Source organism: Thermus islandicus DSM 21543 (assembly GCF_000421625.1).
GTDB classification, from domain to species: domain Bacteria; phylum Deinococcota; class Deinococci; order Deinococcales; family Thermaceae; genus Thermus; species Thermus islandicus.
The window spans coordinates 89081-110513 of sequence record NZ_ATXJ01000001.1; the positions used below are offsets into that span (position 1 = coordinate 89081).

The 21433-nt window shown below is 69.1% G+C and carries 21 protein-coding genes; 14 read left to right on the plus strand and 7 right to left on the minus strand.

From position 1 onward, the window contains the following. The 4 genes from H531_RS0100435 to dnaX form a co-directional block, all read right to left on the minus strand. Positions 1–1854 carry a 2-oxoacid:acceptor oxidoreductase subunit alpha gene (locus H531_RS0100435; RefSeq protein WP_022797398.1) on the minus strand — a complete coding sequence of 618 codons (1854 nt, stop codon included), beginning with the start codon at positions 1852–1854 and terminating at the stop codon, positions 1–3. A gap of 156 nt (positions 1855–2010) precedes the next feature. Beyond that, on the minus strand, positions 2011–2475 hold the full coding sequence (locus tag H531_RS0100440) for a hypothetical protein (RefSeq protein ID WP_022797399.1): 465 nt from the start codon (positions 2473–2475) through the stop codon (positions 2011–2013). Positions 2476–2479: 4 nt separating this feature from the next. Continuing rightward, positions 2480–2761 carry a metal-sensitive transcriptional regulator gene (locus H531_RS0100445; protein ID WP_022797400.1) on the minus strand — a complete coding sequence of 94 codons (282 nt, stop codon included), beginning with the start codon at positions 2759–2761 and terminating at the stop codon, positions 2480–2482. 7 nt (positions 2762–2768) lie between these two features. Further along, positions 2769–4361, minus strand: coding sequence for a DNA polymerase III subunit gamma/tau (gene dnaX / locus H531_RS0100450; protein WP_022797401.1), 1593 nt, complete (start codon positions 4359–4361; stop codon positions 2769–2771). A gap of 17 nt (positions 4362–4378) precedes the next feature. On the opposite strand from dnaX, the gene H531_RS0100455 reads away from it, so the two are divergent. Then, positions 4379–4870: a hypothetical protein gene (locus H531_RS0100455; protein ID WP_022797402.1), complete on the plus strand. Its 492-nt coding sequence runs from the start codon at positions 4379–4381 to the stop codon at positions 4868–4870. Beyond that, a complete protein-coding gene (gene argB, locus H531_RS0100460; protein WP_022797403.1) occupies positions 4863–5609 on the plus strand; it encodes an acetylglutamate kinase in 747 nt (248 codons plus the stop codon). Before H531_RS0100455 ends, argB begins: the two co-directional genes overlap by 8 nt. A gap of 17 nt (positions 5610–5626) precedes the next feature. On the opposite strand, the gene H531_RS0100465 is transcribed toward argB, so the two are convergent. Beyond that, positions 5627–6106 carry a hypothetical protein gene (locus tag H531_RS0100465; protein WP_022797404.1) on the minus strand — a complete coding sequence of 160 codons (480 nt, stop codon included), beginning with the start codon at positions 6104–6106 and terminating at the stop codon, positions 5627–5629. A gap of 40 nt (positions 6107–6146) precedes the next feature. Between H531_RS0100465 and H531_RS0100470 the strand changes: the two genes are divergently transcribed. Next, complete coding sequence (locus H531_RS0100470) at positions 6147–6374, plus strand: hypothetical protein (protein ID WP_022797405.1); 228 nt, start codon at positions 6147–6149, stop codon at positions 6372–6374. Here H531_RS0100470 and guaB read toward each other — a convergent pair. After that, positions 6371–7852 carry an IMP dehydrogenase gene (guaB, locus tag H531_RS0100475; RefSeq protein WP_022797406.1) on the minus strand — a complete coding sequence of 494 codons (1482 nt, stop codon included), beginning with the start codon at positions 7850–7852 and terminating at the stop codon, positions 6371–6373. The two genes, H531_RS0100470 and guaB, sit on opposite strands and share 4 nt — an antisense overlap. 668 nt (positions 7853–8520) lie before the next feature. On the opposite strand from guaB, the gene H531_RS0100485 reads away from it, so the two are divergent. The 11 genes from H531_RS0100485 (at position 8521) to H531_RS0100535 (ending at position 20026) form a co-directional block, all read left to right on the plus strand. After that, complete coding sequence (locus H531_RS0100485; RefSeq protein ID WP_022797408.1) at positions 8521–9927, plus strand: HD-GYP domain-containing protein; 1407 nt, start codon at positions 8521–8523, stop codon at positions 9925–9927. Between the two features lie 50 nt (positions 9928–9977). Then, a complete protein-coding gene (locus H531_RS0100490) occupies positions 9978–10472 on the plus strand; it encodes a DUF5317 family protein (protein ID WP_028490561.1) in 495 nt (164 codons plus the stop codon). A 55-nt stretch (positions 10473–10527) separates the two neighbouring features. Beyond that, entirely contained in the window at positions 10528–11532 is a 1005-nt protein-coding gene (locus tag H531_RS0100495; RefSeq protein ID WP_022797410.1) for a homoisocitrate dehydrogenase, read from the plus strand. A gap of 170 nt (positions 11533–11702) precedes the next feature. Then, the gene (gene pilM, locus H531_RS0100500) at positions 11703–12836 is read left to right on the plus strand and encodes a type IV pilus assembly protein PilM (protein ID WP_022797411.1); all 1134 of its coding nucleotides are present in this window, start codon (positions 11703–11705) and stop codon (positions 12834–12836) included. Continuing rightward, the gene (locus tag H531_RS0100505; protein WP_022797412.1) at positions 12829–13452 is read left to right on the plus strand and encodes a hypothetical protein; all 624 of its coding nucleotides are present in this window, start codon (positions 12829–12831) and stop codon (positions 13450–13452) included. The genes pilM and H531_RS0100505 overlap by 8 nt, the downstream gene beginning before the upstream one ends. After that, positions 13442–14038, plus strand: a complete 597-nt coding sequence (locus H531_RS0100510) for a type IV pilus inner membrane component PilO (RefSeq protein WP_028490562.1) — start codon at positions 13442–13444, stop codon at positions 14036–14038. Before H531_RS0100505 ends, H531_RS0100510 begins: the two co-directional genes overlap by 11 nt. Beyond that, positions 14035–14964 carry a hypothetical protein gene (locus tag H531_RS0100515; RefSeq protein WP_022797414.1) on the plus strand — a complete coding sequence of 310 codons (930 nt, stop codon included), beginning with the start codon at positions 14035–14037 and terminating at the stop codon, positions 14962–14964. The genes H531_RS0100510 and H531_RS0100515 overlap by 4 nt, the downstream gene beginning before the upstream one ends. Positions 14965–14990: 26 nt before the next feature. After that, positions 14991–17225 carry a secretin GspD/PilQ domain-containing protein gene (locus tag H531_RS0100520; protein WP_156860438.1) on the plus strand — a complete coding sequence of 745 codons (2235 nt, stop codon included), beginning with the start codon at positions 14991–14993 and terminating at the stop codon, positions 17223–17225. A 62-nt stretch (positions 17226–17287) separates the two neighbouring features. Further along, on the plus strand, positions 17288–18439 hold the full coding sequence (gene aroC / locus H531_RS0100525) for a chorismate synthase (RefSeq protein ID WP_022797416.1): 1152 nt from the start codon (positions 17288–17290) through the stop codon (positions 18437–18439). A gap of 5 nt (positions 18440–18444) precedes the next feature. After that, positions 18445–18999, plus strand: coding sequence for a shikimate kinase (locus H531_RS0100530; RefSeq protein WP_022797417.1), 555 nt, complete (start codon positions 18445–18447; stop codon positions 18997–18999). After that, positions 18977–20026, plus strand: coding sequence for a 3-dehydroquinate synthase (locus H531_RS0100535; RefSeq protein ID WP_022797418.1), 1050 nt, complete (start codon positions 18977–18979; stop codon positions 20024–20026). The genes H531_RS0100530 and H531_RS0100535 overlap by 23 nt, the downstream gene beginning before the upstream one ends. On the opposite strand, the gene rsmF is transcribed toward H531_RS0100535, so the two are convergent. Continuing rightward, positions 20023–21393 carry a 16S rRNA (cytosine(1407)-C(5))-methyltransferase RsmF gene (gene rsmF, locus H531_RS0100540; protein WP_022797419.1) on the minus strand — a complete coding sequence of 457 codons (1371 nt, stop codon included), beginning with the start codon at positions 21391–21393 and terminating at the stop codon, positions 20023–20025. The two genes, H531_RS0100535 and rsmF, sit on opposite strands and share 4 nt — an antisense overlap. Positions 21394–21433 lie beyond the last annotated feature (40 nt).

The following is a 21433-nucleotide window of genomic DNA, read 5'->3' on the forward strand; positions in this document are numbered from 1 at the left end:
CTACACCCCCTTCCTGAGCACGATCCTCCCCGGGGCCTGGCCCTTCTTCACGGCCTTCAGGGCCTCCACGGCCTCCTCCAGGGTGATGGGCCGGCCGTTGTACTTCACCACCCGGTGGTGGACCTTCTTCAGGGTCTCCTGCTGGACCAGGTCGGCGAGCTGCCCCGAGTAGTTGTGCTCCACGGTAACGAGCCTTTTCCCCTCCAGGAGGTGGGCGATCTCCGGAAAGGGCCAGAGGAGCCTTAGGTGCAGGTACCCCACCCCCTCGAGGTGCTCTAAGGCCTCGAGGAGGGTGCCCTTCACCGAGCCGAAGCCCAGGACCAGGACCTCCCCGTCCCGGAAAAGGGTGTACTGGTCGGCGAGGGGGATCTCCTTCCGGGCGGTGAGGAGCTTCTGCATGCGCTTTTCCATCTGGGCCTCCCGGAGGACGGGGTCCTCGGTGATGTGCCCCAGGGGGTCGTGCTCGTCCGAGGTCATCCAGTAGAAGACCCCGGGCGTGCCCAGGGGGGCGAAGGGGGAGATGCCGTCCTCCGTGGGGGCGTAGCGGGCGTAGGGGGTGGGCTTCCCCTCCCTGGGGGCAAGGCGCCTTTCCCCGTCCAGGGCCAGGGGCTTCAGGGCCTCCTTGGGGAGGATCTGTCCGGTGCTGGCCAAGAACTTGTCCAGGAGGTGGACCACCACCGTCTGGTACCGCCAGGCCCAGGCCAGGGCCTTCTGGGCATCCAAGAAGGCGTCCAGGAGGTCCCCCGAGGCCAGGACGAGCCTGGGGTACTCCCCGTGCCCGCCCCTCAGGGCGAACCCGAGGTCCCCCTGCTCCGTCCGGGTGGGCATGCCCGTGGAGGGCCCGCCCCGCTGGTAGAGGGTCACCACCAGGGGGGCCTCCACCATCCCGGCGAAGCCCATCCCCTCGGCCATGAGGCTGAAGCCGGGGCCGCTCGTGGCGGTGGCCGCCTTGGCCCCGGCGAGGGCCGCCCCGATGGCCATGGTCACGGCGGCGATCTCGTCCTCGGTCTGGACCACGGCCACGTCCGCTCCGGGAAGGTGGGCGTGGGCCTCGAGGAAGACGGACTCGTCCGTGGCCGGGCTGATGGGGTAGTAGGTCTGGAAGCGGAGGCCCCCGGCAAGCTTCCCCAAGGCGGCGGCCTGGGCCCCGGTGAGGTAGATCCGGCCCGCCTCGTAGCCGTTCAGGGAGAGGCCAAAGGGAAGCCGCGGGGCCTCCCCCCGGTAGACGGCCTCGGCCACCCTCTGGTTGAGCTCCAGGACCTTTCCCTTGAACTGGAGGGCCAGGGCCTCGAGGAGGGGCTCTAAGGGGTAGCCCAAGAAGCGGAGGCTCGCGGCCACGGCGATGGTGTTCAGGGCACGCCGGGCCTGGAGGGGCGGCACCCCGAGCTCGGCCCCGATCCGGTCCGCCACCTCCTCATAGGGGTAGGGCAGGGGCTGGACCCCGGCCCCCACGTACGCCTGGAGGACCTCCCTAAGGCTCGGGTCCTCCCGGCCTAGGCGCTCCGAGAGGTCCTCGGCCACCCGGTGGTCCAGCATGGGGAGCTTGTGGACCGTGAGGTCCAAGACCTTGGGGTCGTAGAGGAGCACCCCCCCTTCCCGCACCTCGCCCAGGTGGCGGGCCAGGGTCTCCCCGTCCAGGGCCACCAGGAAGTCCACCCGGTCCCGGAAGGAGGCCACGGGTTTTCGCGAAAGCCGCACGTCCAGGTAGGAGTGCCGCCCCATGATGTTGGAGTGGTACTCCCGCTTGGTGGCCACCCACCACCCCCCTTTGCCCGCGGCCCGGGCGAAGAGGGTGGCCGCGGTCTCTATCCCGCCCCCCTGGGGGCCGCCCACGCGCCAAGTGAAGTCGTCCATAAGCCCTCCCTTGCTCTCCGATACCCTACTCCTTCTGGGTCGGGCTTGGCTAGGGGTGGGGCCACAAGGCGGAGGGCCTCTTACCCTTTGCCCTTGGTTCCTGCGCTCCTAGGCTCCCAAAAGAGGACTTTCTACCAGGGCCCCCACGGGGTGGTTTCACTCCTCCTGGTCCGCCTGGTGAAGCCGCCTCCCCCACAGGCTCCGCGGGGCGTGGTGCTCCAGGACCAAGGCCCGCACCCGGGGGTCCTGGAGGCGCAGGGCGGCGTAGAGGGGGTGGTGGCGGCGCACCTGGAAGGCTCCGAAAAGCCCCCCGCGCAAGGGGTAGGGGGGCACGGGGGGGGCGTAGATCCCGGTGAGGACCCTTTCCAGGGGGCAGTAGGGCCTTAGGGCCTTGCCGGCGTCGTGCAAAAGGGCGGCCCGCACCACGAAGTCCGGAGCCTCGGGGTAAAGGGAGATTAGCCTCCTCGCCACCCGCACCCCGTGGGCCCGGTCCCGGGGGTCCATGGAGAGGTAAAGCTCCCGCTCCTCCCCCACCAGGAAACCCAGGGCAAAGGCGTCGTCCGGAGCCTCACGGACAAGGAGAGCCCAGAGGAGGCGCCGAAGCCGCCCCAGAAAAGGCATCCCTTTAGATGAACTTTTTCAGCATCGTGGCGATCTCCTCGGGCTTCTTGGGGTCCACCTTGCCCTCGGAGACCTCCGCGGCGCAGACGTTCAGAAACTCGTGCAGGATCAGGGTGGCCGCCGCCTCCATGGCCTTCTTGGTGGCCGTCATCTGGGTGAGGACCTCATCGCAGGGCCGACCCTCGGCCACCATCTTCTGCAGGCCCCGCACCTGCCCCTCTATACGCTTAAGGCGCTTGAGGATGTTCTCCACCGTGTCTTGCCCCAGCTCGGTGGTCCTGGTCATGGGAGCATTATATACCATTACCCCCTATGGCATCCTCGCTCGGGGGTTGGGCGGCCTCCGGGGCCTTGGGCCTTCGCACCCAGAGGAGGCTGGCCCCAAGGAGCCGGGTGAGGCGGGCCAGAGCCCGCTCCGGGTCCTCCTCCAGGGCCTCCGTCCCCTCCCCTTCCTCCAAGGGAGCGGGGGGGTCGGGTAGGGCGGGTTCGGTGGCCTCCGGCCGCGCAGGGGCGGCCCGGGGCGGGGGGCTAGGGGGGTTCAGGCTTTTTTTTTCTAGGAGGAAGGCCACCTCCTCCACCCCCAGGTGGGTCCGGGCCAGGGGCAGGAGGGCGGCCTTTTGCTCCTCCGCCCGCTTGTGGTGGAAGGCCTTGCCCTCGGGGAAGCGGAGGACCAGGGTGGCCCCTTCCAGGTGGGGCCTGGCCTCCCGGACAAAGGCCCGCAGGGTGGGCTTCAAAGCCTCCAGGAAGGCCCGCCACCTTTCGGAAAGGTCCTGGTCTAGGCCCGTTTCGGGAGGAGGTTCGCGAGGGGGGACCTGGGGAGGCTCGGGGAGCTCGCGCTTGGGGAGAGGCAAGGAGGCTTCGGCCCCGGCGAAGGCGTGGAGGAGGGCGGCCTCGAGGGCCAAGAGGTCCGAGCGCCTGCTCAAGCGCTCCAGGGACTCGTCCAGCCGGGTAAGGGCCTGGAGAAGGGCCTCAGGGCCTATGGGGAGGCGCGCCCCCCCGAGGCCGTAGGCGGCGTAGAGCCCCTCCCGCAGCACCTCCATGAGCCCGCCCACCAGGCTCCTCGGGGCGAAGCCCTGCTCGTAAAGCCCCCGGGCCTCCTCCAGGGCCTCCCGCACCCGCCCCTGGGCCAGGTCCTCCGCGAGGCGGGCGAGGGCCTCCCGCGGCGGGAGGCCCAAGGCCTCCTCCACCCGGGCCCGGGTGAGGGGGCCTTCCAGGAGGAGGAGGCGGTCCAGGAGGCTCTCCGCATCCCGCATGGCCCCATCGGCCAACCGGGCCACCAGGAGGAGGGCCTCCTCCTCCACCCCCTCCCGGCCCATCTCCTCCAGGATCCGCCTCAGCTTGGAGGCGATTTCCTCCTCCTTTAGGCGGCGGAAGCGGTAGTGCTGGGTGCGGGAGAGGATGGTGGGGGGCATCCTCTCCGGCTCGGTGGTGGCGAAGACGAAGAGGACGTGGGGTGGGGGTTCCTCCAGGGTCTTCAGAAGGGCGTTGAAGGCGCTCTTGGAGAGCATGTGGGCCTCGTCCAGGATGAAGACCTTCCTGGGGGCGGAAAGGGGAGCGAGGAGGATCCTTTCCTTGAGCTCGCGGATGTCCTCCACGGAGTTGTTGCTGGCGGCGTCAATCTCCACCACGTCGGGGTGGACGCCCTTCTGCACCGCCTGGCAGTGGGGGCAGACCCCGCAGGGGCGCTCCCCTTCCCCCTGGCACCCCACGGCCATGGCGAGGAGCCTGGCCGTGGTGGTCTTGCCCACCCCCCGGGGCCCGGAGAAGAGGTAGGCGTGGCCCAAGCGCCCCTCACGGATGGCCCGCTCCAGGGGCTCCTTCACGTGCTCCTGGCCCACCACCTCCCGGAAGGTGAGGGGTCGGAAGGCGCGGTAAAGGGCGCTCACAGAGGCTAGTATAGGGGTTGGTGCGGAGCTTCCTTTCCTTTCACGTGCGGGCCCCCCTCGAGGAGGCGGCGGCCTTCGCCCGGGGACGGACGGGGGGGGCCGGGGTCTACCTGGTGCCCGACCCCCCATGGGTGAGCCTCTACCACGAGGCCCTCGAGGCCCAGGAGGAGCCGGAGGAGGTGCGGGCCTTCGTGAAGGCGCTCTCCCACCTGGGACCGGCCCTGGCCTTCCTGGTCCGGGCGGAGGAGGACCTCCTCTTCCTCCTGGCGGAAGGAGGGGAGGTGCGGGCAGAGCTTAGGCAGGGCCCTGAGCTGGGGGAGGCCCTCTCCGGCCCCGAGGAGCTCCTTCCCCTTCTGGAGGCCGCCCGGGCCCTCCCCCCCCTGGGCGCGGTCCAGGCCCTGGCGGCCCCCTTCGGCCTCCACCCGGACCACGCCGCCCTGGGGTTTTTGGACCTCCTCGAGGCCGAGGAGGAGGAGGGCCTGCCCGAGGAGGTGGTCTACCTTGAGTGAGCCCCTTCTCGTGAAGGTGGGGGGAAGCCTCGGTGCCCCCGAAACCCTCCTGGAGGCCCTGGCCCGGTACCCGGGCCCCCTGGTCCTGGTCCACGGAGGGGGGCCCGAGATCGGGGCCTGGCTCGCCCGGCTGGGCATGGAAACCCGCTTCGTGGGAGGGCTCAGGGTCACCCCCCCGGAGCAGGTGGAGGTGGTGGAAATGGTCCTCACCCAGATCGGGAAGCGCCTGGCCTCCGGGCTTTCCCGAAGGGGCAGGCGGGCCCTCGCCCTCTCAGGCCGGGATGCCCTCTGCCTAAAGGGCCAGCCCCTCCCCGGGCTCGGCCGGGTGGGGGAGGTGGTGGGGGTGGAGGCGGGCCTCCTCCAGGACCTCCTGGAGAAGGGCTACACCCCCGTCCTTGCCCCCATCGCCCTGGACGAGGAGGGCCCCTTGAACGTGAACGCGGACACCGCCGCAGGGGCCGTGGCGGGGGCTTTGGGCTGGCCTGCGGTCTTCCTCACCGACGTGGAGGGGGTCTACCGGGACCCCAAGGACCCTAGGACCCGTATCCCCCGCCTCACGGCCGAAGAGGTGGAGGCCCTAAAGGGGGCGGGGGTGATCCAGGGGGGCATGATCCCCAAGGTGGAGGCGGCCCTTGCCGCCCTCCGGGCCGGGGCCCCTTGGGCGGCCATCGCCAAGGGAGGGCCGGGTGTCCTGGAAGGGGTGCTGCGGGGGGAGGAGGGAAGCCGCTTCCTGCCCTAAGGCCCGGACCCCGGCGCTCAGCCGGGTACCCGGTGAAAGGCGTTGAGGAAGAGGGGCAGGGCCTCGCCCCGGGACTCCTGCTCCCTCAGAGCCTCCTCAAAGGCCCAGGGGTCCATGAGGAGGTGCGGGAGGCGGAGGAAGCCCAGGTAGTACTCCCCCGCCTGGCCGGGGTAGCGGAGCCTGGCCCTCTCCTCCGGAAAGAGGAGGGCCTCAAAGGCCTCGGGGGAGGCCAAATAGGGGGCATCGGGAGCCCTCCTCAGGAACTCCCTAAGCCGTAGGGGGTTGGTCCAGAACCCGTAGCGCAGGCGCTCGTCCAGCCCCTCCAAGGCCGACCACCGCCCCTCAAGGTGCGCTTCCGCGTGACCGCGGGCAAGCCGGAGGCGCCGCAGGCGGAGCCGGGCGTACTGGGAGAGGGGCAGGATCTCCCGAGAAAGCCCCAGGGCCACGAGGAGCCTCGAGGCCATGACGTAGTCCTGGTACTCCCGGTAGGGGTCCACCCCCTCAGCATGCCCCAAGCCCCCGGGGTAGGATGGTGGCATGGACCGCAAGGCCTGGGTCATGCGCGCCCTCGAGGCCCTCCGCTTCGCCACCTTCCAGGAGATCCAGCGCTACCTGGACGAGGAAGGGGAACCCTTCTCCAAAAAGGAGCTTCTGGACACCCTGAAGGCCCTGGCCGAGGAGGGGCGGCTGGAGGAGAAGGAGGGCACCTACCGCCTGGTCCCCAAGAAGGGGAGCCGGGAGGCTTTTGACAAGCTCTTCGGCTAGCGGGAGTAGTTGGGGGCCTCCTTGACCACCACCACGTCGTGGGGGTGGCTCTCAATGAGCCCGGCCATGGTCATGCGCACGAAGCGGGCCTTCTGGCGGAAGGTTTCAATGTCGGGGGCCCCCACGTAGCCCATGGCGCTCCGCAGGCCCCCCACGATCTGGTAGAGGACGTCGGCCACCGGGCCCTTGTAGGGTACCATGCCCTCAATCCCCTCGGGCACGAGCTTCTTGGCTTCGGTCTCCCCCCTTCCGGGGTCCTGGAAGTAGCGGTCGGCGGAGCCCTGCCGCATGGCCCCCAAGGAGCCCATGCCCCGGTAGAGCTTGTACCGCCTCCCGTCCTTTAAGACCTCCTCCCCCGGGGCCTCGTCCGTGCCCGCCAGCATGCTCCCCAGCATCACCGTGTGGGCCCCGGCGGCAAGGGCCTTGGCCACGTCCCCCGTGTACTTGATGCCCCCATCGGCGATGACCGGTACGTCTAGGCCTTCCACCCCGGCCACGGCCTCGAGGATGGCGGAGATCTGGGGCACCCCCACCCCCGTGACCACCCGGGTGGTGCAGATGGAGCCGGGGCCGATGCCCACCTTCACCGCGTCCGCCCCCCGCTCGGCCAAGGCCCTAGCCCCTTCCCGGGTGGCCACGTTCCCGGCGACGACCTCCACCTTCTCGCCGAAGGTCTCCTTGAGGTAAAGGAGGGCCTCCAGAACCCCCCTGGAGTGGCCGTGGGCCGAGTCCAGCACCAAAACGTCCACCCCCGCCTCCACCAGGGCCTGGGCCCTTTCGGGGAGGTCTTTGGAGGCCCCCACCGCCGCCCCCACCAGAAGGCGGCCCAGGGCGTCCTTGGCCGCGTTGGGGTACTGCTTGCGCTTCACGATGTCCTTCAGGGTGAGGAGGCCCTTTAGCCTCCCCGACTCGTCCACCAGGGGAAGCTTCTCCACCTTGTGCCGCCTGAGGATTTCCTCGGCCTCCTCGAGGGTGGTCCCGGGGGCCGCGGTGATGAGGCGCTCCAGGGGGGTCATGACCTCGGTGACGGGGCGCTTCAGGTCCCGCTCAAAGCGGATGTCCCGGTTGGTGACGAGGCCTAAGAGCTTCCCGTAGAGGTCCACCACGGGAAGCCCCCCGATGCGGTACTCCCGCATGAGGCGCTCGGCGTCCTCGAGGGTGGCCGTGGGGGGGAGGGTCACGGGGTCTTGGATCATGCCCGCCTCGGAGCGCTTTACCTTGCGCACCATGGCCGCCTGGGCCTCAATGGAGAGGTTTTTGTGGATCACCCCAAGCCCCCCCTCCCGGGCCATGGCGATGGCCATCTCCGCCTCGGTCACCGTGTCCATGGCCGCGGAGAGGATGGGGATGTTCAGGGAAAGCCGCTTGGTGAGCCGGGTCTTGACGGAGACCTCCTTGGGCAGCACTTCCGAGTAGCCGGGCAAAAGGAGGACGTCGTCAAAGGTGAGCCCCTCGTAGAGGATCTTCCCCTCGTACATGTTCCTCAGGGTAAAGGCTCCCCGGGGAAAGGTCCAGGGCCGTCTTCCGGGCCCAGGTGCTACAATGTCCCCAAGGGGGTGAGAAGCGAGGGCATCAGGTGCTTCCTCTCGGGCTATTCCGGGGCGGCATTGGGGGCAAGGATTTTTTGGGCATTTGTGGGTATTTTTTGGTATTGCCCGTGCATTCCAGGGGTGGGTTAAAGCGGGTGCATTCTTGGGTCCGCGGGGGGAGTCTTTCCCCCTCGGGCCCGTGTATTTTGTAAGCCATTCCCCCCAAGCCCCCCGAGGCTTCCCCCCGCCCAACAAGGCCACTACCCAGCCGGCACCGGGTGTGCTAAGCTGGGTAGTGAAAATCTGACCGGTTCCAATTAGTTGTGAGGATAGAAGCAGTTTTTGCCGTGCCCATACTTATTCTTCCCCCCTTGACAGCATTGACCCGACCCCCTAGAGTGGAAGACAAGCAAACGGGGCCGATCCCCCGGAAGCGGAGGAAAAGGAGGGATGAAGATGAAGAAGCTGATCGCTCGCGTGTTGGTGCTTCTCAGCAGCTTGATCGCGCTCGGGCTTGCGGCTGGGGCTTCTGCGAACTGGGAGTAAAGGGGAGGCCAGCTTAGCTGGCCTTTTTTTCTCTTGCCCTGGGGAGGGGGATTTGCTACACTCAGGCCACCATGGCCCTTAAACGCCTGGAGCTTCCCCCGCCGCGGGTGCTCCTTTTGGTCCTCTCAGCCTTCCTGGGCTTCCTGGCCCTGGAGAGCTTTCTGCTTTGGGCCTACGGGGGCATGCCCCTTCGCTTGGGCCTTCTGGACCTGCTTTTCTGGGGCGCGCTCATGCTTTGGAGCGTGTCTGTGCGGGTCCCCCTCCCTTTAAGCGCCAGCATGAGCCAGTTCTTCATCTTCGCCCTGGCTTTAGCTGTGTTCACGCCCCCTTGGGTTTCGCCCATCTTGAGCTTTGCTCTCCAGTGGAGTGGAAAAGTCTGGTACAAGAGCCTCTTCAATCGCTCCCAGAACGGCCTGGCCACCGCCCTGGCGGCCCTGGCCTGGCAGTTCTTTCAGCAGAACCCCGTTTACATGGGTTCCTGGAATCTTTCCGCAGGGGTGGGCATCGCCGCGGCCTCCCTGGCCTTTTTTCTCGCCAACACCACCCTGGTGACCACCGCCATTTCCCTCGCCAACAAGATTAGCTGGCGTGAGGCGTGGCGAAAAAACTTCAGCTGGCTCGCCCTGAGCTACCTCCTCCTCTCCCCCCTCGCCCTCCTCCTGGCCCGGGCCTACGAGACGCCCCTTCTCGCAGGGTGGGGCGGGTGGACGGTGCTCTTCTTCCTCATCCCCCTCTACTACAGCCGCTTCTACTGGGACGAGAAGGTGCGCCTGGAGCAGGCCTTTGACACCACCCTGGAGCTTCTCATGAACGCCCTCGAGGCCAAGGACCCCATGACCCGCCTGCACTCGGAGCGCGTGGCGGACATCGCCCGCGACCTGGCCAGGAAGGTGAAGGGAGGGGACGAGGCCTACGCCCAGGCCGTCTACCGGGCCTCGAGGCTCCACGACATCGGCAAGATCGCCATCCCCGAGCACCTTCTCCTCAAGTCGGGAACCTTGACCCCAGAGGAGTACGGCCTCATCCAAAGCCACACCACCCGGGGCGCCGAGCTCCTCTCCCCGGCCCGGAAGGTGGCCTTTGACCTGCTCGTCTACAACGTCATCCTCTACCACCACGAGCGCTGGGACGGCCGGGGCTACCCAAAGCGGCTCGCCGGGCAGGAGATCCCCGAGGAGGCCCGCATCGTAGGCCTGGCCGACGCCTACGAGGCCATGACCGCAGGCCGCCCCTACCGTAAGGCCAAGACCCCCGAGGAAGCCCTAAGGGAGGTCCAGGAGCTCTCCGGGCACCAGTTTGACCCCAGGCTGGTGGAGGCCTTCACCGAACTCTGGGAGCAGAACCCCATCTGGCGCGACCGCCAGGCCTACCTGGAAGCAAAGGAGGGATCGGTATCACACTCTACCTCTACGCCGCGCTCTTCGGATTCGGCCTCGCCCTCGCCCTCGGAGCCCGGCTCAAGGACCTCGGAGGGATAGAGCTAAGAGCGGCCTGGGCCTTCCTCCTCGCCGCCCTCCTGGAGGGGGGGCTGGCCTACGGCACGTATCGGGGGCTTTTCCGGCCCGAGTGGGCGGGTCCCCTCGCCAAGGCCCTGGTCCTCCTCCTGGTGGGGTACGGCCTCTCCCAGAACCGCCACCTCAAAAGCCTCTATGCGGTCCTTCTGGGCCTCCTCCTCAACACCCTCGTCATCTTCGCCAATGGAGGGCACATGCCGGTGAGCCTCGAGGCCCTCCACCGGGCGGGGATCGCGGATTTTGAGCCCATTCTAAAAAGCAAGGGGGACGCGGTCCACGCCCTTCTGGACGAGCACACCCGCCTCCCCTTCCTGGGGGACGTGATCCTCCTGCCCCCCTTGCGCAAGGTGGTGAGCCCCGGGGACGCCCTCATCCTCCTGGGGATCGCCGGGGTGGTGGTGGAGGGCGCGCTGAAGGCCGGGCGCTTCCGCCTGTCCCCGCGCCAGGCGGCCCTGAGGGTCCTGGCCTTTTTCCTTTTGGTCCTCGGCCTCCTCGCCCTCCGGAGTTGAGCGCCTCCCTGTGTAGTGTATATTCCCTAAGGGGGAAGCCCCCCGAGGAGGAACCATGGCGTACCGCATCTGCTTGATTGAGGGGGACGGGATCGGCCACGAGGTGGTCCCGGCGGCGAGGAGGGTGCTGGAGGCCACGGGCCTCCCCCTGGAGTTCGTGGAGGCCGAGGCGGGCTGGGAGACCTTTGAGCGAAGAGGCACCTCCGTGCCCGAGGAAACCGTGGAAAAAATCCTTTCCTGCCACGCCACCCTCTTCGGGGCAGCCACGAGCCCCACGCGCAAGGTGCCGGGCTTCTTCGGGGCCATCCGCTACCTGAGGCGCAGGCTGGACCTCTACGCCAACATCCGCCCCGCCAAGAGCCGGCCCATTCCCCAAAGCCGCCCCGGCGTGGACCTCGTCATCGTCCGGGAGAACACCGAGGGGCTTTATGTGGAGCAGGAAAGGCGCTACCTGGACGTGGCCATCGCCGATGCCGTGATCTCCAAGAAGGCGAGCGAAAGGATCGCGCGGGCCGCCTTGAGGATCGCCGAGGGCCGCCCCCGGAAGACCCTCCACATCGCCCACAAGGCCAACGTCCTCCCCCTCACCCAGGGGCTTTTCCTGGACACGGTCAAGGAGGTGGCCAGGGACTTCCCCCTGGTCAACGTCCAGGACATCATCGTGGACAACTGCGCCATGCAGCTCGTGATGCGCCCCGAGCGCTTTGACGTCATCGTCACCACCAACCTCCTGGGAGACATCCTCTCCGACCTCACCGCCGGGCTCGTGGGCGGCCTGGGCCTTGCCCCCTCGGGGAACCTCGGGGACACCACCGCGGTCTTTGAGCCGGTGCACGGCTCCGCCCCCGACATCGCCGGGAAAGGCATCGCCAACCCCACGGCCGCCATCCTCTCCGCGGCCATGATGCTGGACTACCTGGGGGAGAAGGAGGCGGCGAGGAAGGTGGAGAAGGCGGTGGACCTGGTGCTGGAGAGGGGCCCCCGCACCCCAGACCTCGGGGGCAACGCCACCACGGAAGCCTTCACCCAGAAGGTGGTGGAGGCGCTGCAAACCCTTTAGGCCTTCCCTGCCCCCTGCCCCCCGGAGCCATCCGGGGGGTTTTCTTGGGCCGAAAGCGGAGTAAGATGGAGGCGAGGGAAGGGCATTCCCATTTTGGCCTGGACAGGATACACTATGGGCAGGTTCGGCTATGACTCCAGCCCAGGTGGGCCAAGCTAAAGGGAGGTGCTGTGTTCTCAGGTTTTAGCAAGCTATTCAAACCTCGGGTAGAGGCCCTGGGGCTCGAGGTGGGGGCGTCCAGCCTGAAGCTGGTGGAGCTCTCGGGCCAACCCCCCACCTTGCGGGCCCTGGCCTCCCGCCCCCTGCCTCCGGGCACCGTGGTGGAGGGGATGGTCACGGAGCCCCAGGCCCTGGCCCAGGAGATCCGCGAGCTCCTGGCCGAGGCCCGCACCCGGAAGCGGTACGTGGTGAGCGCCGTGCCCAACTCCAGCGTGATCCTGCGCACCCTCCAGGTGCCCAAGATGCCCCCCAAGGAGATGGAGGAGGCGGTGCGCTGGGAGGCGGAGCGGTACATTCCCTTCCCCATAGACGAGGTGATCCTGGACTTCGCCCCCCTGGACCCGCTTGCCGAGGTGCCCGAGGGGGAGCAGGTGGAGGTCATGGTGGCCGCGGCCCGACAGGAGGCGGTGGCCTCCCTCATTGAGGCGCTGAGGGGGGCGGGCCTCATCCCGGTGGTGCTGGACGTGAAGCCCTTCGCCGGGCTCTACCCTCTGGAAGCGGAGCTCACCCAGGACCCCGAGCGGGTCACGGTGGCCGTGGAGATCGGCGCCGAGAGCACCAGCCTCGTCCTGGCCAAGGGGGACCGTCCCCTGGCCGTGCGCGTCCTGACCCTGTCCGGCAAGGACTTCACCGAGGCCATAGGAAAGAGCTTCGGCCTGGACTTCCTCACCGCCGAGGAGGTGAAGCGCACCTACGGCCTCGCCACCCTTCCCACCGAGGACGAGGAGCTCCTCCTGGACTTTGACGCCGAAAGGGAGCGGTACAGCCCCGCCAAAATCTACGACGCCATCCGCCCTGTCCTGGTGGACCTCACCCAGGAAATCCGGAGGAGCCTGGAGTTTTTCCGGGTGCAGCTCGGGGACGTTCAGCCCGAGGCGGGCTACCTCTACGGGGGCGGAAGCCGCCTGAGGGGCCTCGCCACCCTCCTCACGGACATCCTGGGGGTGAGCTTCACCACACCGGACCCTTGGCAGGGGATCCAGGCGGACCCCCGGCGCTTTGACCCCGAGAAGCTCAAGGAGATGGGGCCCGAACTCATCGTGCCCGTGGGCCTCGCCCTGAGGGGGGTGAGCCCCCTTGATTAGGCTCAACCTCCTGCCCAAAACCCTCCGGCGCCGCGTGGAGCCGGGTTGGTGGCGTCTTGTGGCGAGCCTTTTGGCCCTGGTGGTCTTCCTCACCCTGGGCTTCCTCCACTACACCGCCTACACGGAGCTCTCCCTGGCCAAGGAGGAGCGGGACGCCCTGAGGGCCGAGGTGGAGGCCTTGAAGCCCTTTATAGCGGAGCAGAACCGGCTTGTGCGGGAAAGGAAGGCCCTCGAGGCCCTCCTCGCCATCCGGGAAGGCCTGCGCAAGGGGTTCGTGCCCTGGTCCGACTACCTGGCCGCCTTCATCGGGCAGATCCCCCGGGAGGGCGGGCGCTTCCCCGTGGCCCTCCGCTCCGTAGGCACCCGGGCCCTTTCCGAAGAGGAGGCGGCCAGGCAGGCGGAAAGCGGGGCCTTTGACGGCAAGCGGGTGCGGGTGGAGTTCTCCATCCAGGGGGAGGCCCTAAACCAGGCCGCCCTGGTGCGCTTCGTCCAGGCTTTTGAGGCCTCGCCCCGTTTCGGCATAGAGTTCCAGGGGGCTTCCCTGGATCCGAACCGGGGAACCTACACCTTTAGCGCCCGCGTGGGTGCCCTGGGAGGTGAGGAAGGTGCTCGCTAGGTTGGGACAGCGGGAGTGGGCCCTCATCGCCATGGCCCTGACCCTAGTGGTGGCCCTCCTCTGGTACTTTCTCCTCATCGCCCCCTTGCGGCAGGAGACCGAGGCGGTGCGGCAGGAGATCGCGACCCTCATCCCCGAGCGGGACCGGGGCCGCCAGGCCCAGCGGGCCCTCCCCGAGCTCCGGGCGGCCATCGCCACCCTCCAGGCGGAAAGGCAGGCCTTCCTCCGGGCCCTGCCCAAGGAGGAGCGCCTCGCCCAGGTGCTCTCGGAGATCCTGGGGGAGGCCCAAAGGAGCGGGGTGGTGGTGCGCTCCTTCACCCGCTCCCCCACCTCGGCCCCGGTCCCGGAGGTGCGGGCGGTGAACCTGGCCCTTTCCCTCGAGGCCCCCTTCCCGGAGACCTTCGCCTACCTGCGGCGGCTGGAGGGCCTTTCCCGGTTCAGCTCCCTCTCCGGGCTCAACCTGAGCGTCCAAGGCCAAAGCCCCAACCCTCCCCTGGCCACCAGCCTCACCCTCACCCTCTACATGCTGGCCAAGGACCTCGAGGCCCAGGCCCCCCCCAAGACCGGGCAAGGAGGTGGACGGTGAGAGAGGTCCTGGAGCGCCTTAACGCCGCTTGGAAGAACCTTCCCCAGTCCACCAAGCTCCTCCTGGCGGGGCTCCTTTTGGTCTCCGCCGTAAGCCTCTGGTACGTGGCCTTCTACCTCCCCTCCCAGGTCCCGGCGGCCACCCAAGCCCCCGCCCTCGAGCCCAGGGCCCCGGAGGCTCCCAAGGCCCTCGAGGCGCCCCCCATCCCCCCGCTGGCCGAGGGGACCGAAGCGCCCAAACCCTCCCCTTCCTCGCCCCAGACCCCGGCCCCCACCGCCCAAGAGGTCAAGCCCGCTCCCCTTCCCGTGCCCCAGGCCCGGCCGGAGAGCCCGCCCCCGAACCCCTTCGTTCCCCTTCTGGTGGAGGCCCCGCCCCCCGCTCCCCTGCCTGCCCCAAGCCCTACCCTCCGGCCCACCCCCGTGCCCCGGGGCGCCCCCGTGCGCGTAAGCCAGGGCACCCCCCTGCCCACCCCGAGCCTCTCCTCGGGGCCTACGCCCCTTCCAGGGAGCGCCGGGGCCCTCCCGCCCCCCAAGGTGGTGCGGCCCGCCCTCCCAGGGACACCGGGGCTCGGCCAAGGGAGCTATCCCGAGTCCCCCGTGGCCCCGGAAGCCCCTGCCTCCCTGGTGGAGGCGCCCCTGCCCCAGGAAGCGGGCGGGGCTAGGGAGGCCCCTAAGCAGGCCCCGGCCAAGACCCCCCTCGAGGCCCTGGTGGAGGCCAAGGGCCTGAAGCTCTCGGGCACCCTTCTAGGCCCGGTGAGCGTGGCCATCCTGGAGAGCAGGGAAGGGTACCTGGTCCTCCCGGTGGGAAGCCCCATTCCCGGGAGCGAGGCGGTGGTCCGCCGCATAGAGGGCGACCGGGTGGTCCTCGCCCTCAAGGACGAAACCTTGGAGATTCCCCTGGTAGCGCAAACCGGAGGTGAACGGTGAAAGGAACCCTTATCAAGCCCTGGGCCATGGCCCTCGTCGCCTTAGGCCTTTACGCCCTGGCGGGAAGCCTCCCGAACGAGCCCCGCTTTGAAGCCAAGGTCAACCTTCAGGTATCGGAAAGCCAGCTCAAGGCCGGGCTCACCCTGCCCCTGGACGTGGTCCTGGAGGCCCTGGCCAAGAGCGTGGGCCTCCAGCCCCTCATCTACCGGGCCTTTGACCCCACGGGGGACCCGGCCAAGGCCCAGCCCCCCCTGCCCAACGTCAAGCTGGACTTCCAGGGCAGGCCCTTCCGGGAGGTGTGGGACCTCCTCTTCGCCACCTACGGCACCCAGTACAACCTGGACTACCTCCTCCTGCCCCCGGACGTGGTGGTGGTGGCCCCCACCCAGGTGATCACCGCCTTGGTGGACGCCCCGAGCCGCGCCGGGGCCATGGAGCGTAAGCCCTACCTCGTGGGCATTCCCGAGATCGCCTACAAGCGCACCGAAACCGATGCCCAGGGGCAGACCCGCACCGTGGTCAACCTTGAGGGCGCCAAGGCTTGGGTCCAGAACGACCTCCTCCCCTTCCTTTCCCGCGAGGCCGCCGGGCTCAACGTGAACTGGATCGTGGTGGAGGAAGGGGGAAGGCTCAAGGCCATCCTCTCGGTCCTCGCCACCCCCGAACAGCACGCCCGCTTCTCCGACATCCTAAGGCGGGCCGGGATTGACTTCCGTCCCCTCCCGGCCCTGGCCCAGCCCAAGCCGCGGGTGGAAAGGACCTATGCCCTCAACTACGCCACCTTCCCCGAGCTCCTCGCCTTCCTCCAGAGCCAGGTGCCCGGGGCCCAGGTGAGCGTGGTGCCCACCGATCCTAAAAAGGCGGTGGTGCTGGCCACCGAGGAGGACCATGCCCGCCTTGCCGAGCTCCTCAAGGCCGCCGACGCCCCCAAGACCGTGCGCCGGGTCTACGCCCTCCAGAACCTCACCTTTGAGGAGGCCCAGGCCCGCCTCAAGCCCTTCCTGGAGAAGGAGCTTAAGGCAGCCCGCCTGGAGAGCGTCCCCGGCAACCCCAAGGCCCTCCTCCTCGAGGCCACAGAGGCCGACCAGGCCTTCTTCGCCGAGGTCCTGAAGGCCGCCGACGTGGTGAGCCAGGCGGCCCCGCCCAAGGAAACCACCGTGCGGCGCCTCTACCCCTTGCGCTTCGCCGACGCCGAGAAGGTGGCCCCCTTCCTCGCCCGGGAGGTGCCGGGGATCGTGGTGCAGACCGTCCCGGGCCAGCCCGTCCTCTCGGTGCGGGGCACGGAGAAGCAGCTGGCCGAGGTGGAAAGCCTCCTCGCCCAGATTGACCGCGCCCCCGAGCAGGGGCCGCCCGTCTTCCAGCGGGCCTACCAGCTCTCCAACGCTAAGGCCAGCGAGCTCGCCAAGGTCCTCCAGGAGGCCCTGCAGGCACAGAAGGCCCAGGCCCCCCAAGGGGAAAAGCCCCAGGCGCCGCCCCGCCAGGCCACGGTGGTGGCGGATGAGCGCACCAACACCCTGATCGTGACGGGCACCCAGGAGGAGCTCGCCCTGGTGGAGGGCCTCATCCCCAAGCTGGACCAGGCGGTGCCCCAGGTGGCCTTGAGGGTGCGCATCCAGGAGGTGCAGTCCAACCTCACCCGCAGCCTCGGCATTAAGTGGAACACCATCGCCGGGGGAAACGTGGTGGCCAGCATCCTGGACTCGGGCCTCTCCCTCATCTTTGACGCCACCCGAAGCCTCGCCGCCCTCAACATCGTGGCCACCCTGGATGCCCTCCAGCGCCAGGGGCTTTCCCGGGCCCTGCGGGACGTGAACCAGACCGTGCTCAACAACCAGACCGCCCGGCTCCAGTCCGGCGAGACCTTCCTCATCCGCCGGGTGGTGGGCAACCAGGTGGAGCGGGTGCCCTTTGACATCGGCATCATCGTGGAGGTGACCCCGCAGATCACCGCCGACGGCCAGATCCTCCTCAACCTCAAGGCCGAGGTCTCGGGGAACGTCCAAAGGAACCCCGTGGACGGGGACGTGGACCGCTTCACCAAACAGGTGGTGACCACCACCCTAAGGGTCAAGGACGGCCAGACCGTGGTCCTGGGCGGCCTCACCTCCCAGGAGAACAACCAGACCGTCCAGGGGGTGCCCCTCCTCATGGACATCCCCTTGATCGGGGAGCTTTTCAAGCAGCGCACGGGGGAGACCACGGACCGGGAGCTCCTCGTGGTCATCACCGCCGACATCCTCAAGGAGGCGCAGAGGCCCTGAGCCCCCAAGGGGTCCTGGGGCCGGGGGTGGTTTTACCCCGGCCCCTTCCCTACAATGGGCCCATGAGGTTCCTCACCGCAGGCGAGTCCCACGGGCCCGAGCTCCTCGCCATCATTGAGGGGCTTCCCTCCGGGCTTCCCCTCACGGAGGAGGACATCAACCCCTGGCTGGAGAAGCGGCAGCAGGGCTACGGGCGGGGCCGACGCATGGCCATTGAGCGGGATCGGGTGGAGTTCCGCGCTGGCGTAAGGGCCGGGCGCACCACGGGGGCCCCCGTGGCCCTGGCCATCCGGAACGCCGACTTCAAAAACTGGGTGGAGATCATGGACCCGGCCCCGGGGAACGAGCCCCGCAAAAGGGCCCTCACCGCCCCGAGGCCGGGCCACGCCGACCTCCCTGGGGGCCTCAAGTACGGGCACAAGGACCTGAGGGACGTCCTGGAAAGGGCGAGCGCCCGGGAGACCGCCATGCGGGTAGCGGTGGGGGCGGTGGCCCTCAAGCTCCTCGCCCTCCTTGGGGTGGAGGGGGTGGGGTACGTGGCCGGGATGGCCGGGGTGTGGAGCCGCATCCCCTTCTCCTGGGAGCTTCTGCCCCGCATAGAGGCGAGCCCGGTGCGCATGACCGACCCCGAGGCCGAGGCCGAGGTGATCCGGCGCGTGGACCAGGCCAAGGCGGAGGGGGACACCCTAGGGGGCGTCATTGAGGCCCGCTTCCGGGGGCTCGTGCCGGGCCTTGGAAGCCACGTCCACTGGGACCGGAAGCTGGACGGCCGCCTGGCCCAGATGGCCCTCTCCATCCCCGCGGTCAAGGGGGTGGAGATCGGCCCCGCCTTTGAGAACGCCATGAAGCGGGGCTCGGAGGTCCACGACCCCATCTACTGGAGCCCGGAAAGGGGCTTTCACCGCGAGACCAACCGGGCCGGGGGGCTGGAAGGGGGCATGACCACGGGGGAAGAGCTCGTCCTCCGCGCTGCCCTCAAGCCCATCGCCACCCTGATGCGGCCCCTTCCCACCGTGGACGTGGTGACCCACGAGCCCAAGGAAGCCGCCAGGGAGAGAAGCGACACCACCGCGGTCCCGGCGGCAAGCGTCATCCTCTGCGCCCTCTCGGCCATCGTCCTGGCCCAGGCCTACCTGGAGAAGTTCGGGGGGGACACCCTCGAGGAGGTCCAGGAGCGGGTGGCCCGCTACCGGGAGCGGGTGCGCGCCTACTGAGCCCCATGGCCCGCCTCGAGGTGCCCCGCCCCGCCACCTTCGTGAGCCTCACCGGCTTCATGGGGGTGGGCAAAAGCCGCATCGGTAGGGAGCTTTCCCGGGCCCTCCTCCTGCACTTCGTTGACCTGGACCGCTACATAGAGCGCCACACGGGGATCTCCATCCCCGACATCTTCCGCCACCTGGGGGAGGAGGCCTTCCGGCGCATGGAAAAGGAGGCGGTGAAGGCCCTTCTGGCCAAGGACTTTCTCGTCCTCTCCCTGGGGGGGGGCACCTTCCTGGACCCCGAGAACCGCCACGCCCTTCTCTCCCGGGGGCCGGTGGTGGCCCTCTGGGCGCGCCCCGAGACCATCCTGGAGCGGGCCACCCGCAAACCGGGGGAGAGGCCCCTCCTCCAGGTGGAAAACCCCTTGGAGCGCATCCGGTCCCTCCTGGAGGTGCGGACCCCCATCTACCGGGAGGCCCACATCCACGTCTCCACCGACGGCAGGCGGGTGGAGGAGGTGGTGGAGGAGATCGTAGCTAAGCTCTGGGCCTATGCGAAGGCTGGACGTCCATAGCCCCGTGCCCTACCCCATCGTGATCGGGGAAGGGATCCTGAAGGAGGTCCCTGCGCCGGAGGGCCCCGCCGCCCTTCTCTTTGACCGGAAGGTGGCGGGGTGGGCGGAGGAGGTGGCCGAGGCCCTGGGGGTGCGGCACCTCCTGGGCCTTCGGGGGGGAGAGGGGGCGAAACGCCTGCAGGTGTACGGCAAGGTCCTCTCCTGGCTTGCGGAACGGGGGCTTCCCCGGAACGCCACCCTCCTCGTGGTGGGGGGCGGCACCCTCACGGACCTCGGAGGCTTCGTGGCCGCCACCTACCTGAGGGGCATCCCCTACCTCGCCTTCCCCACCACCACCCTCGCCGTGGTGGACGCGAGCGTGGGGGGAAAGACCGGGATCAACCTCCCCGAGGGGAAGAACCTGGTGGGGGCTTTCCACTTCCCGAAGGGGGTCTACGCCGAGCTCCGGGCCCTTAAGACCCTTCCCCCCTTTGCCTTCAAGGAGGGGCTGGTGGAGGCCTTCAAGCACGGGCTCATCGCCGGGGACGAGGCCCTCCTGGAGGTGGAGGGGCTTTCCCCGGAGCACCCGGGCCTCGAGGCCTACCTGGCGAGGGCGGTGGCGGTGAAGGTGGGGATCACCGAGAAAGACCCTCTGGAGCAGGGGGAAAGGCGCCTGCTCAACCTCGGCCACACCCTGGGGCACGCCCTAGAGGCCAAAACCCGCCACGCCCTCCCCCACGGGGCGGCGGTGGCCTACGGCCTCCTCTTCGCCGCCCTTCTGGGAAAGGCCCTCGGGGGGGAAGACCTCCTGCCCCCCATCCGGCGCCTCCTCGGGTGGCTTGCCCCCCCTCCCCTGCCCCGCCTCGCCTTTAGGGACCTCCTTCCCTACCTCCTCCGGGACAAGAAGAAGGTCACGGAAAGCCTCCACTGGGTGGTCCCCTTGGCCCCGGGGAGGCTCGTGGTAAAGCCCCTCCCCGAAGGGCTCCTTTGGGAGGCCTTCGGCCTGTGGCAGGAGGAGCTTGCCCGCCTTGCGCTCCTAAAGGGCTAAAGTCCCATCCCCAAGGGCCTCAAGACCCCCCGCTTGGCCTTGCCGAAGTCCAGGGGGAACTCCCCCACCGCCGTCCTCAGCACCACCAGGGCCAGGGGGAGGTCCTCCCCCTCCCACGCCACCCCCTCCCCGGTGGCGAAGGCCAGGGCCCTAGGGTCCTCGGGGAGGAGGGCGAGGCGGGGAAGCCCCTCGGGCCAAGGGAGGGTGGCCCCAAAGGCGAGGGCGAGGGCCCTGGAGGGGAGGAAGCGGCCCTTCTGCACCTTCCCCAGGTAGAGGCCGGGGGCGGGGGCTTTGAGGCCAAAGAGGGCGGGAAGCTCCTCGGGAAGGAGGTAGAGGTGGCCCGCCCGCTCCAGGATGGGCCCCTCCAGGGAAAGCCCCGCCTCCTCCAAGAAGGCCTTGAGGACCCGCCTCGCCTCTTGGGAGAGGGGGGAAGGGCGCTCCTTGGGGGGCGTGCCCCAGGTCCCGCCCTCCCTGCGGAAGCGGGCCAGGAAGTGTCCCTCCCCCTCGAGGCGGTGGGGCCAGAGCCTTGCGGTCTGCCTAAGCTCCGGGTTCCCGTCCCCCCACTCGGGCACCCCGGGGGCGAAGAGGGGATGGAGGCGGGCGTCCTCGAGGCGGAACTCCGGGTGCGCCCGGAGGAAGCGGGCCACCACCCCCTCGTTCTCCTCGGGGGCAAAGGTGCAGGTGGAGTAGACCAGAACCCCCCCAGGCCCCACCAGCCTCGCCGCTTGGGCGAGGAGGCTCTCCTGCACCTCAGCCATCCGCCTGGGGGCCGAGGGGCCCCAGTGCCGCACCGCTTCCCGGTCCTTGCGGAACATCCCCTCTCCCGAGCAGGGGGCGTCCAGAAGCACCCGGTGGAAGTAGGCCCCCAAGGCCTCGGCCAAGGCCCGGGGGGGGCTTTGGGTCACGGCCAGCCCCGCCCCCCAGCGCTCCACATTCTCCAAAAGCCCCTTAAGCCGCTTCCCATCCACCTCGTTGGCGAGGAGAAGCCCCTTCCCCCCCATCCGGGCGGCGAGGTGGGTGGTCTTGCCCCCCGGGGCCGCCGCCAAGTCCAAGACCCTTTCCCCGGGCCTCGGGTCCAGGAGAACCCCCACCGCCTGGGCGCTTGGCTCCTGGATGTAGTAAAGCCCGGCGTAGAAGAAGGGGTGGGGGCCGGGCCTCGAGGCCTCCTCATAGTAGAAGCCCTCTTCGCACCAGGGGATGGGCCATAGGCCCCAGGGGGAGATCCGCCGAAAGGCCTCGGGGGAAAGCTTCAGGGTGTTCACCCTAAGGCCATAGGTGCGCCTTCCCTCCGTGAGGGCCTTGAGGAAGGCAGGGAACTCCTCCCCCAAAAGCCCGGCCATCCGGGTGAGGAAGGCCTTGGGCAGCACCCGAGTACCCTAGCACGGGAGGCCCCAGGGCCTCAAGGGA

What these genes read in the sequence shown, in the direction of transcription:
- H531_RS0100440 (WP_022797399.1), bottom strand. Translation starts at nt 2,475, where the DNA reads ATGCCTTTTCTGGGGCGGCTTCGGCGCCTCCTCTGGGCTCTCCTTGTC.
- guaB (WP_022797406.1), bottom strand. Translation starts at nt 7,852, where the DNA reads ATGTACGAGGGGAAGATCCTCTACGAGGGGCTCACCTTTGACGACGTC.
- H531_RS0100445 (WP_022797400.1), bottom strand. Translation starts at nt 2,761, where the DNA reads ATGACCAGGACCACCGAGCTGGGGCAAGACACGGTGGAGAACATCCTC.
- H531_RS0100470 (WP_022797405.1), top strand. Translation starts at nt 6,147, where the DNA reads ATGGACCGCAAGGCCTGGGTCATGCGCGCCCTCGAGGCCCTCCGCTTC.
- H531_RS0100530 (WP_022797417.1), top strand. Translation starts at nt 18,445, where the DNA reads ATGGCCCGCCTCGAGGTGCCCCGCCCCGCCACCTTCGTGAGCCTCACC.
- H531_RS0100485 (WP_022797408.1), top strand. Translation starts at nt 8,521, where the DNA reads ATGGCCCTTAAACGCCTGGAGCTTCCCCCGCCGCGGGTGCTCCTTTTG.
- H531_RS0100535 (WP_022797418.1), top strand. Translation starts at nt 18,977, where the DNA reads ATGCGAAGGCTGGACGTCCATAGCCCCGTGCCCTACCCCATCGTGATC.
- H531_RS0100495 (WP_022797410.1), top strand. Translation starts at nt 10,528, where the DNA reads ATGGCGTACCGCATCTGCTTGATTGAGGGGGACGGGATCGGCCACGAG.
- aroC (WP_022797416.1), top strand. Translation starts at nt 17,288, where the DNA reads ATGAGGTTCCTCACCGCAGGCGAGTCCCACGGGCCCGAGCTCCTCGCC.
- H531_RS0100520 (WP_156860438.1), top strand. Translation starts at nt 14,991, where the DNA reads ATGGCCCTCGTCGCCTTAGGCCTTTACGCCCTGGCGGGAAGCCTCCCG.
- H531_RS0100435 (WP_022797398.1), bottom strand. Translation starts at nt 1,854, where the DNA reads ATGGACGACTTCACTTGGCGCGTGGGCGGCCCCCAGGGGGGCGGGATA.